This window comes from Candidatus Baltobacteraceae bacterium, from assembly GCA_036488875.1.
In the GTDB taxonomy this organism is placed as follows: Bacteria; Vulcanimicrobiota; Vulcanimicrobiia; order Vulcanimicrobiales; family Vulcanimicrobiaceae; genus JAFAHZ01.
In genome coordinates this window covers 120,264-131,467 of sequence record DASXGW010000007.1, presented here as the reverse complement: position 1 = coordinate 131,467, position 11,204 = coordinate 120,264, and the positions used below count along the sequence as shown (strand labels likewise).

Genomic DNA, 11,204 nt, shown 5'->3' with positions numbered 1-11,204 from the left:
CCAAGACCGTCCGGAGGGCGTTCCGGTACGGTTACCTCCCTATCATGCACTTCCGTTTTGCGTTAGTCGTCCGCCCTAACGGACGTCGAACGCAATCTCTCCGCCGGTTTCCGTTTTGCCGCCGTAATCGATCGTCGCAATCGCTTGATACGATCCCGGATCCAAACGTTTCCCGACGGCCTCCAGCAGCCGCTCGCCGCCGCGCTCGACTAACTCGCCGGTTGCGATCGGCAGCTGATCGACGACCGCGCCTCCCTTTTGCACCGTCAACTGTCCCCGCAGGTACAGATGCGTGTTGCCGTTATTCTTAAAGACGACGCGATACGTCTCGCCTCTCGGACTCGCTGCCGCCGTCATCTTGGCGATCGCGCCGTCGAGCTTGACCGTTCCCGGAATCGTTTCGTAGATTTTCGAAGCGACGCGAACCGAGAACGCGAGAGCCAAGCCTTTAGCACGCGGCGGACGAGTCTGAAAGAAGACGATTCCCGCATATTCGCCGGCAAGGTTAGGAGCTTGAGGCAACTGCACCGTGAGCTGTACTTGCTGCGATTCACCCGGTCCGACGTCGAATTCGCGCGGACGGATCGCAGCGTACTTCATCAGCGAGTTCGAGCGCGTTCCCACCTTCTGGAACTGATACGCTCCGTCGATTCCGACGTTGAAGTCGACCATCGACGCCTGCACGTGCACCGGACTAAAACTCGAGTTGTGAACCGTGATTGGGATGTTGTAGGTGGCCCCACTGGGGACCGAGATCTCGAGCTTACCCGGCGTCACTTCCAATCCGAGTCCGGCAGTATTTGCCGGACGCGGCGCCCCTAGAAGCAACGCCAATCCGATGACGGCAAGAATGCCTCGTCTCGTTTGCATCATGCCGTGCCTCTTCGCCGCGGAGCCTTTCAAACCGCCCCGCGGCGAAGCGGTGCGGGGATGATCGCCAACCTCAGTTGAGCGTCAGCGTGTACGTAACCGTTACAGCCTGCGCACCGGACGACGCGAGCGCCGGGATTCCCAACAGGATGTCGCCACCGTAGTTGGCACCGGACGTGGTCGCATTTGCGCCCGAAGTAGCAGGTTGGATCGTACCGCCGGTTCCGCCGAGGTTCGCCAGGTCGATGCCTTTGTTGGATTCGACGGCGTTGCAAGCCGTTGCGTTCGTGACTGCCGGAGCAGCGACGCGAACCGTCTGTGCGACTGCAACGGCGCCGCCGGCCGCCGGCGCGGTCCAGCCGGCCGCCGGATTGGGAAGCAGACACAGCTTGTACGGGTTGGCAACGCCCGAAGCCGGGGTCGTACCGGCAACGGCTAACGCATAGCCGCTGGAGTCCGACGACGCGACGAAGGCGTTGGCACCGTTCTTATAGAGACAGTCGGTGTAGTTCGTGGTTCCGTCCGGCGTAACGGCGCCGAAGTTCGCAACCTGTAGGACTTCGGAGCCGGCACCGGCCGCGGTGCACGCTCCGGTTCCACCGTTGGCATTCGTGATGATTGCCGGCGCGGTGAGCTGTTGAGCTCCGGTAGCACTGTAGTTCGTGGTCACCAGCAACGTAGAGATCGCTTGGGTGTTCCACTTGACGGTGATCGTGTTGGTTACCGTCGAGGCGAAGGCGGAGGGCATAGCAACAGTTGCCAGTGCTCCAAAAGCCGCCAGAATAAGAAGTCGTTTTCCGTTCATTTTCCTTTTCACCATGCGCGAAGACGCCATCCTTGGCTAAGTGGGAAAGCGAGTTTACAAGAGTTCTATCGGTAGCCTGCCTGCCGCGGTTAATAAGACACCGTGTAGGGGGCGTAAAGAAAGGACCTTGGTAAATGTAAAGACGCGCCCGCTCAGCGGCTTGCCTAAGATAGTCGTCTGACCGTCCTCCCACTGGATCTTGTCGCCTTGCTTTGCGTCCACGAGGAAGCGGGCCCGGACCCGGACGTAGTCGCCCTGCGCCGCGGTAGGGGGGCTGAGCTGGACGATGGCGATCGGCATCTTCGGATCCACGGTGAGCGTGGCGGGTGCCGGAGCGCTCCCCTCCTCCACCGCGGCCGTCACGGAATACTGCCCCGCCGCTTGGCCTTGCGGCACGTCGACTTGGCCCGTCCACCCATTGACCCGCTTGTCGTACTTCAGCGACCTCGTTCGACCGAACACCGTCACCGAAACGCCCTTGGCGGCCTCCCCGGCCGGAACGATGACGTCGGCCGTACCGTAGGGCGGCAAGCGGCTCTCGCTCAGCCGCAGCGTCTGCCCGGCCAGGCTCGGCGCCTTCGCGCCGCTGCCAAGGAACGAGAAGACGACCTTCTTTTCGAATCGCCCGACCGAAAAGACCACGCCCTGGTAGTGTTCGCGCGGGCTGAGCTCGACGGCGATCGACTCCGGCTGCGAACCCAGCCCGGTGTCCAGCGTCTCGGGGTCGACCGAAACGGTGTACTGCCCCGGCGGCAGGTTGTCGATGACGAAGGTTCCGTCGTCCTCGTCGATGGCCGCGTGCTCGCCGGGCTCGGCAACGACGTAGGCGTTGAGAACGCCGCCTTCCAGCGGCTGCATGTCGGAGGAATAGACGATCTTACCGGAGATCGAGCCGAGCGGTTCGGCGTGGAAGTCCGCGGTCGTGTATTGACCGTTCTGCACGCCCACCGTGCGTTTCTCTGCGGCGGTATCGAACGTGACGAACGCGGGAACCGTGCTTGCGACGATCGTGACCTCGTGCGTTCCCGCGCCGAGATGGCCGAAGCCGTACGCGCCGGTCGTGTCGGTCTGGGAGTACGCCCCTTGATCGACGCGCAGCATGACGTTGGAGAGCGGCACTTCGCTGCCCCCCGGATCGAGGCCGTAAACGTGACCCAGAATGCCGCCGTAGTTTCCGAGTTGGAAGAGCACTTGCGCGGTCTGACCGCCCTGCAAGTTCAGGGTCTGCACCGGCGAGTCGACGGTGAATCCACGCGGAACCGATGAGGTCTCGACGCGCAGCTGATGCTGTCCGGGCGCAATGAACGAGAACTCAAAGCCGCCGGTGAGATCGGTGCGCTGCACGTAGCGATCGTCGAGCGTTACGATAATATTGCCGACACCGCCGCTCGTGCTGCCCGACGTCGCGAAGCCCGCTAGCGAGGGATTGAGCGTCGTCAAGTCGGTTTGCACGCGCCCGATAATCGTTGCCGGCAAACGCGGATCGGTGCGACCGCTTACGATACCGTTGCCGAACGCGAACGGCGAGTTGATCTGCACTCCGAAAACGCGCGAACGTCCGTCGGCCGACGGATTGAGCCTGTCTTTGAGCGTCTGAATACCGAAGTTGACGGAAACGGACAACGCCGGCGATATCTGCCGTCCTACCGTGATGTTGGGCGTCTGCGAAAGTGCGTCGCTTCCGGGGGTACCGCCGCTAATCGTGTGCGCGAACGCATCGCCGATGCCTAGCGACATTTTGCCGAATTGACGCGAGATGTTCAGCGATTCCAGCGCCTGCAGCGACGGCGGAGCGGCCGTGCTCGTCTGGCGCAAGAACTGGCCGCCGAAACCGGCATTGAAGGACCCGAGCTGACGCTCGAGTTCGAAGCTTACGCCGCTCGAAGCGGTGACGCCGATATCGGCCGCGGTATTCCGCAAAAACTGCATCGAGGTGAAGAGCGTAATGAAGCGATTGGACGTCGAGTTCTGCAGGAGCGCACCGACGACGGATTGCGGCGCCGCCGTCGTCGATGTAAGCTCTTGCGCCTGCAATCCGACGCCGTAGCTGCCCAAGATCCACGGTCCGTTGTAATTGAGCAGCCCGAGACGCTGCAATGAAGCCCCCGTAGCCGCATCGCCGTACTGCTCCCAGCTCGCGTTGACCAAAAGGTCTTGCGAACTTCGTCCAGTCAGCTGGTAGTTTGCGCCGAAGTAGTTGTCTTGCTCGACGCTGCCGACGCCGTAGGAAATGAAGCTGTCGGGCATATGGCGGATCGACAGGGAAATGCTGCTGTCGGGCAGCTGGTCATCGGCGCGGAACGCCGCAGCGTAGCCTTTGGGCGAACCTTGGTCGGGTCCGGGATCGATTCGCGACTGCCAGGCTGCTTCGCCAATGACCGATAACGGACCGAACGACGTCGCCGCGCCCCCAAGGAGCGTCGTCGCCTCTCCGGTCAGCGGGCCGCCGCCGCTGGCAACCCCGGCCTCCCAGTAGCTGTTTCCGCGTTCTTCTCTCAGCCGATAGCCGAAGAGCCGGAGCACCTCGCCCTCCGCGCCGGTGGATGCGCCCTCGTAGAACGTCTGGTCGCCGTATGCCAGCGGGAGTATTAAGGAAGGGCCCCGCAGCGTGCCGCCCGCCGGCAATTGGCCGAAGAGATTGACCGGCTGCGCCCCGTAGCCGAGCGAGTACTTGGGGGTCGAGTAGAGCGCTTGGACGGTGCCGAGCTGCGACCCATTGTTTCCCAAACCGAGCGGAACCTTGACGTCGGTCGAGCTCAGAGCCGTGCGGCGCGAGACCTCGGCCAGCATCGAAGCATTCGAAAGCGACTGGGTCGCGGCGTCGGTCGTCGCGCCTTGGAGACCGAACGGCGTCGCCGACGGAGAGGGGCTCGGGCCTGGGAAGAGCACGCCGCCGCCCCCCGTGGTCGAGCTTTGGTACCGGGTGCCCGCCGTCAGGCCACCGACCAAGCTGAAGCGAACCGGTCCGCCGCGGACCGATTCCAGGGTCGGGGTAGGCGTCGGACTCGGGATGGGGGTGGGCGACTCCTCCGGCGCGCTCTGATCGACCTGAGCGATCCGCTGGACCGCCTGACCGATGGCGGCCAAGGGTGCCAGAATTTGGGCATGCGCCGGCAAGCTCGGGGCGATCAGCCCCAAGCCGCCGAGGAGAAGTAAGCCGAGACCAATTCCGCGGAGCGTTTGGCCGACCAAGCACCAACCCTTTCCTTAAGGGAATTCGACGCTCGGGGCCGCCTGCTTAACGGGAGTAGGTGAGGATTTCCCCAAACTTTTCCAGCGGTTCGGCCGATACCCGGACTAGGGAAGTTTCACGGAGGAAACGACCTTCTTCATGGATGTGCTGGGGAGTGCGTCCTTCATTCTGCAGAATGAGGCGCTCGCTCAAAATAGGTTAGCCACGGATGTGAACGCGTTGGCCAGCGGCCTTCGCGTCCGTTCTGCTTCCGACGATCCCAGCGGCTACGCGATCGGTGCATCGCTCGAAAACAAGGTAGCCGGCCTCCAGCAATCCGTCACCAACGTCCAAACGGCGAACAATCTCCTCAACGTCGCCGAAGGTGCGCTCAGCAACGTCACGAGCATCCTCCAGCGCGTCCGCTCGTTAATCGTTGAGTCGAACTCGGACATCAACTCGCAAAACGACCTCCAGAACATCCAATCGGAAATCAATCAGCTGCTCCTCGAGATCAACAAGATCTCGTCGGACACCAACTTCAATGGGTTGAAGTTGTTCACAGGCCAGTTCACGCAAGGGCCTCTGCACGCCGCACCGCTTCAAGGCATAGCGATCTCCGAAACGCCGCCCGCGCCGAACCCGGCTACCGGCGCCGTTGGAACCAATACGCTAGTCGACGGCACCGGAACGGGACATCCGTCAGCGTTCTTGACGCCGCTCAATCTCATCGGTGCCGCATTCGTACCAGCGTACGCGGTGTTCTCGATCATTTCGGCCAGCACCAATATGATCGATCCGGACACGCAAGCGGATATCGGTCCGGGAGTGCTCATCAAAGAAGACGTGTACAGCGTCCAAGGAAACTCGTTCGGGCCGACGCCGATATTCTCGGATACGTTCGCATACAACACGAATGCCGGAACGCAAGTCGTAAGCGTTCCCGCACCCTCCGGATATGGACCGGGATTCAGCGGTAACGTGCTGTTCCCGAACATTAAAGTCGGCAACGTCACCGCCGCCGACGTCGGCGCTCAAGTCGCATTTCTCACCGAAGAAGTGCAAACGGCTGCGGCCGGAGGCAACGCACTCACCGTTAACGATGGAGGTGATGAAGGGCAGACCGTTTCCATCAGTCTGCCGGAAATCAACACGACCGCACTCAACATTTCAGGCATCGACGTCACGCAGCAACAGCTGACGACCCTACAAGAGGGTACCCTGAACACGCAGACATCCGGAGTGGTTTCCAGCAACAACCTCAACGCGAGCTACTGGGAACTCAAAGTCGATGACGCTCTGGAGCAAATCACTACGGCCAGTGCGCAGATCGGTGCGCAGACGGTAGCGTTGGAGCAGGATGCAGACAACGCCAACGTCACGATCGTCAATCTTACCGCGTCATCGTCAAACATCCGCGATGCCAATATCGGAGCGACGGTCACCGATTTCACGAAACAACAAATCCTCGTCGGCGTCGGAAACAGCGTACTAGCTCAAACGGAAGTGAGCGCGACCCAGCTCACCGCACTTCTTTTGAACTCGTTCTCTGGATTAGGAGCCGCGCAAGGTGCACCGGCGGCGACGATATCGGGTGGAGGATAGGTTTTTAGTGGATAGATGACCCGCGATTAATACTTTCGCCGAAAGATTTACGCCGCGCCACCATGCCCTTCGACTTCGCGTCCTTTTGGACGCTACGCTCAGGATGACAATGGGTGCGGCTAGGGCCCGCCCGCCAAGGATGGCGGCGATGGCCCTGCTGGATCTTTGGTGTATACTAAAAGCTGACAACCTCGCTAGGTGAGGCGTCCACGCGATACATAGGCCGCTGCCCCGAAACGTCGAGAGACGCCAAGTGGGTACACCAGGCTCCGCCGAGACAAGGCGATGCCTAACGCGGCTGACCTTCGGGTCTACGGTGCGTGGTGCCAAAGCTCGCTGCGACGGAGGCGTGAGATGGCGTTTACTGAGGGTTTCATTTCGGAGTTGGTCGGGCGCCGCGCGACGATCAACGACCTTCCCATCGGTAAAGTCACCGACTTTCTCGTCAAAAAACCCGACGACACGTTCCCACATATCGACGGCCTGGTCGTAAAGACGGCGCAGGGGCCTCGCTTTGCCCCGATCGAGACCGTTGTCGACGTCGATCGCGACGGTACGGTTGCGCTCACCATGGCGCCCAAAGATCCGGCACCGCCCGAGGGCGAGGAGCTCTACCTGGTCGCCGACTTGCTCGACAAGCAAATCGTCGACGTCGACGGCCGGAAGGTCGTGCGCATCAACGATATCGAGGTGGCCAATGCCGGTGGCCGGCTGCGCGTCGTTGCGGCCGACGTCGGCGTCGCGGGACTATTGCGGCGGCTTGGCCTTCGTTCGTTCGGCAAGCGCTTTACGCCGGCAATCTACAAACGCGTACCGCGCGCGATGATCGCGTGGGATTCGGTCTCGCCGATTCGCGAGCCAAATCCCAGCCAAGTCCGGCTGGCCGTCAAAGAGAGTAAACTCTCGCGCCTGCATCCGTCGGAGCTCGCCGAAATCATCGGCGATCTGTCCGCGCGCGAAGCCGTCGCGGTCGTGCAGCAGCTCGACGACGAGACCGCCGCCGACGCGTTCGAGCATCTCGACGCCGAAACGCAAAAGACGCTCATCGAGGACATCGGTACCGAACGCGCCGCCGACATCATCGAGGAGATGGACGCCGACGACGCGGCCGACCTGCTCGCCGAGCTTCCCGAGGATCAGCAGACCGAGCTGCTGGCCGAGATGAACGCGTACACCGCCGACGAGCTGCGCGAGCTCGTCAAGTACGCTGAAGACTCTGCGGGCGGCTTGATGACCACCGACTACACGTGGATCTATCCGCATCGCACGACCGAAGCGACGATCCGCAAGATTCGCGAGATCGCGCCGACGTCGGAGTTCATTTACTACCTCTATGTGGTCGACAAGGACGACATGCTGCTCGGCACGCTGTCGCTGCGCACGTTGCTGTTGGCGCTGCCGACCGCATTTATCGACCGCATCATGGATACCGACGTCGTTTCGGTACACCCTGACGCTCCCGCCGTCGACGTCGCCGCGACGATCGCCAAGTACGACATTCTGGCGGTGCCCGTCGTCGACGATAAAGGAAAGATGCTCGGCATCGTGACCGTCGACGACGCGATCGACGCCATCATGCCGCCTGACGTAGCCAAGAAGCTGCCGCACTTCATGGCGCGTCACCATCATCACGCCGTCGGAGCCTGACACCGGTGGTCGAGGCTCCGCGCCGGCGCTCGTTCACGCGAACGCTGCTACTGATTGCGGCCGTTCTCGGTCCGGGCTTTATCACGGCGTCGGCCGGCAACGACGTCGGCGGCATCGCGCAGTACTCGTCGGCGGGCGCGCAGTTCGGCTACAGCCTGATCTGGATCATGGTGCCGCTGGCGATCGCGCTCATCGTGGTACAAGAGATGGCGATGCGCATGGGCTGCATCACGGGCAAAGGCCTCGCCTCGCTCATGCGCGAGACATTCGGCGTTCGCATCTCGTTCCTCGCGATGGCTGCGCTCTTCCTCATCAACACGCTGCTTGCCGCCACCGAGTTCGCCGGCGTTGCGGCCGCTTCGGAAATCTTCGGCGTTTCGAGATATATTGCGATACCGGGCGCGTTGGTCTTCGTCTTTCTGCTCGTGTTGCGCTTGGAGAGCAAAACCGTCGAACGCATCTTCGTGGGATTCTCGCTCGTCTATCTCACGTACATCGCGTCGGCCGTGCTGGCCCACCCGCATTGGGGCGACGTTGCACACGGTTTGATTCCGACGTTTCACTTACAGACCGCGGGCTGGCTGGTCGCCGTCGTCGGCTTGATCGGTACGACGATCTCGCCGTACATGCAGTTCTACTTACAGTCGGCTGTGGTCGAGAAAGATTTGCGTCCCGAAGATCTGCCGCTTGCGCGAGTCGACGTCGTCAACGGCTCGGTGCTGGCAATCGCGCTCGCCGCCTTCATGATCATCGCGAACGCGGCGACGATCTTCATCGCCAATCAGCATGGCGCCAACCTTCAGCCGCAGCAAGCGTCGGACTTCGCCGAAGCCCTGCGGCCGCTCGCCGGAAAATGGGCGGAGACGATCTTTGCGTTCGGCATTCTCAACGCGGGCATCTTCACCGCGACCGTCCTTCCGCTCTCGACCGCCTACGTGGTCTGCGAAGCCTTTGGGTTCGAAGCGGCAATCAACCGCAAATTTTCCGAAGCGCCGGTCTTCTTCTCGCTCTTCGCGGTCGGCCTCGTCCTCGGTGCCGCGGTCGTCTTGATCCCAGGCATACATCTGCTCAAGCTGATTCTTTTCGCGCAGGATTTGCAGGGTATTTTGTTACCTGCCGAGCTGGTGCTCATGCTGATCATCGTCAATCGCAAGCAGATCATGGGTACGCACACGAACTCGCCGCTCGCCAACGCCATCGGATGGACGACCGTCGTCGTCATCGGCTGCCTCTCGGTGCTCTACGTTACCGGCCAGCTCTATCCCAAACTCCTCGGGGGATAGAGCTAAGCCTTCTTTTGTTTGAAGCCTTCGCGGGCGAGATCTTGGTTCGCGAAGAACCAGCGGTTGCGGCCTTCGCGTTTGGCACGATAGAGCGCGCCGTCGGCGGCTTCCATCAATCCCTCGATCGTCGCCGCGTCGTTGGGGAAAAGCGCGATGCCGATGCTGACTTGCACGTTGTGCGTATGACCCCCGGCCACGACCGGCTGCTGCATGGCGTTGTGCAGCTTGCGCGCGAGGTCGGCCGAGTCGGTTGGACCATCGATCACCGGTTCCAGGATCACGAACTCGTCGCCGCCGAAACGTGCCACCGTATCGCTTTCGCGTAACGTCGTGCGCAATCGCTCCGCGACGGCTTTGAGCACTTCGTCGCCGACGATGTGCCCGTGGGTGTCGTTGATCGTCTTGAAATGGTCGAGATCGAGGTACATCACCGCAAAGCCGCGGTTGTAGCGTTTGGCGGTGGCGATCGTATTGGTGATACGGTCGGCAAACAGGACGCGATTGGGCAAGCCCGTGAGCACGTCGTTGAACGCGAGCTGTTCGATATGCTCGCTGTGCTCGGCGCGTTCGAGTGCCGCCGACACGAAGAGACCCATCAGGGCGATCAAGTCGCGGTCGCTCGCACCGATCTCCGCGAGCGGTTTGAGTCCGGCAAAGACCAGCCCGCCGAAGACGCGCGTTCCCGCGGTCAACCGGAGGGCCACGTACGAGCGCCAGTCGGCCGTAACGCGTGCCGGATCTTCGCGGTATTGGCTCTCGCCGATATCGGGAATGACGAGCATTTCGCGGTCGTCGGTGAGATGCCGTGAGAACGTGGCGCTGTTCGGATAGACGGCACCTTTGGGAATCGGCGAGCCTTGCCCCACGGAGTTGCGAATCGCGACGCGTTCGCCTTGAACAATCGTGATGTACGCCGCGTCGAAGTGAAACAGTTCCAAGCCAAGCTGCAGGGTCGCGTCGATTTGATCGTCGATCGATTCGCTTCGCGCCGCGGCAACCATGTAGAGACGCGCGACCCGTTCGGCCTGCTCGGCGATGGTCCGCTCGGCCGTCTTCTGCGCGGTAATGTTCTTGAAGACGGCGTGCGCGCCGGCAATCTCATCGCGGACGTGCACGGGTACGAGCTTGAGCTGGACGTCGATGCGATTGCCGAGCCGGTCGAGCAGCAGGCAATCGTGTTCGACGGCTTCGCCGCGCATCGCGGCCACGAGCGCGCGGTCGGCCAGATCGCGCTTCTCGGGCGCGAGCAGCTCGACCCACGGCTTGCCGACGATCTGCTCGGTGTAGAATCCGGTCTCGCTTTCGAACGCAACGTTGACGCGCGAAATCTTTCCGTCGCTCTTGAGCTCCAAAATGCCGTCCGGATGAAACTCGAAGAGCGATCGAAAACGCTGTTGGTTGACGGCCAGCGACTCTTCGGCGGTCTTGAGGTCGGCGATGTCGTGCGCTTGGACGAAGATGCCGGCCATGGCCCCGTTGCGATCGCGGGCCGGAAAGACGTAACACTCCACGGGAACGCCGTGGCCGTCCTTACGCCGAGCCTCACATTCGAAGTGATCGCGGCCGCCTGCCAGCGCCGTGCGGACGGCCACCTCGACGCGCTCGTCGTCGGCGCCAACCATCTCGCGATAGCTCTTTCCGGCCAGCTCTTCGAATCGATAGCCGCTCATCGCCAGCGCCGAGTCGTTGGCGGCCAGCACGTAGCCGCGCAGGTCGTAGAGCACGACGGCATCGGGCGTCTCTGCATAGAGCGCCGCAAGGACCGCGTGTACGTCGGACATGTTCATGGCGAAGAGCCTTTGGTTTCTTCGCCGAAAGACGC

7 protein-coding genes and 1 riboswitch are annotated in these 11,204 nt (G+C 62.1%); of the genes, 3 read left to right on the top strand and 4 right to left on the bottom strand.

Going from position 1 to position 11,204, the window contains the following annotated elements; all coding sequences use genetic code 11:
- Positions 1-75: 75 nt before the first annotated feature.
- The 3 genes from VGG89_09830 to VGG89_09820 form a co-directional block, all read right to left on the bottom strand.
- Entirely contained in the window at positions 76-873 is a 798-nt protein-coding gene (locus VGG89_09830) for a hypothetical protein (GenBank protein HEY1976834.1), read from the bottom strand.
- A 70-nt stretch (positions 874-943) separates the two neighbouring features.
- Positions 944-1,618, bottom strand: coding sequence for a hypothetical protein (locus VGG89_09825; GenBank protein ID HEY1976833.1), 675 nt, complete (start codon positions 1,616-1,618; stop codon positions 944-946).
- Positions 1,619-1,729: 111 nt separating this feature from the next.
- Positions 1,730-4,867, bottom strand: a complete 3,138-nt coding sequence (locus tag VGG89_09820) for a carboxypeptidase-like regulatory domain-containing protein (GenBank protein ID HEY1976832.1) — start codon at positions 4,865-4,867, stop codon at positions 1,730-1,732.
- A gap of 139 nt (positions 4,868-5,006) precedes the next feature.
- Between VGG89_09820 and VGG89_09815 the strand changes: the two genes are divergently transcribed.
- The 3 genes from VGG89_09815 (at position 5,007) to VGG89_09805 (ending at position 9,382) form a co-directional block, all read left to right on the top strand.
- On the top strand, positions 5,007-6,452 hold the full coding sequence (locus VGG89_09815; GenBank protein ID HEY1976831.1) for a flagellin: 1,446 nt from the start codon (positions 5,007-5,009) through the stop codon (positions 6,450-6,452).
- 183 nt (positions 6,453-6,635) lie between these two features.
- A riboswitch (M-box (ykoK) riboswitch) is annotated at positions 6,636-6,806 on the top strand.
- Entirely contained in the window at positions 6,807-8,099 is a 1,293-nt protein-coding gene (locus VGG89_09810) for a CBS domain-containing protein (GenBank protein ID HEY1976830.1), read from the top strand.
- Between the two features lie 5 nt (positions 8,100-8,104).
- A complete protein-coding gene (locus VGG89_09805; protein HEY1976829.1) occupies positions 8,105-9,382 on the top strand; it encodes a divalent metal cation transporter in 1,278 nt (425 codons plus the stop codon).
- Positions 9,383-9,384: 2 nt separating this feature from the next.
- On the opposite strand, the gene VGG89_09800 is transcribed toward VGG89_09805, so the two are convergent.
- Positions 9,385-11,169 carry a diguanylate cyclase gene (locus VGG89_09800; protein ID HEY1976828.1) on the bottom strand — a complete coding sequence of 595 codons (1,785 nt, stop codon included), beginning with the start codon at positions 11,167-11,169 and terminating at the stop codon, positions 9,385-9,387.
- Positions 11,170-11,204: the final 35 nt, after the last annotated feature.

Bases quoted from the DNA above. Each gene is read 5' to 3' on its own strand.
- VGG89_09830 (HEY1976834.1), bottom strand. From the start codon at position 873: ATGATGCAAACGAGACGAGGCATTCTTGCCGTCATCGGATTGGCGTTG.
- VGG89_09800 (HEY1976828.1), bottom strand. From the start codon at position 11,169: ATGAACATGTCCGACGTACACGCGGTCCTTGCGGCGCTCTATGCAGAG.
- VGG89_09815 (HEY1976831.1), top strand. From the start codon at position 5,007: ATGGATGTGCTGGGGAGTGCGTCCTTCATTCTGCAGAATGAGGCGCTC.
- VGG89_09825 (HEY1976833.1), bottom strand. From the start codon at position 1,618: ATGCCCTCCGCCTTCGCCTCGACGGTAACCAACACGATCACCGTCAAG.
- VGG89_09810 (HEY1976830.1), top strand. From the start codon at position 6,807: ATGGCGTTTACTGAGGGTTTCATTTCGGAGTTGGTCGGGCGCCGCGCG.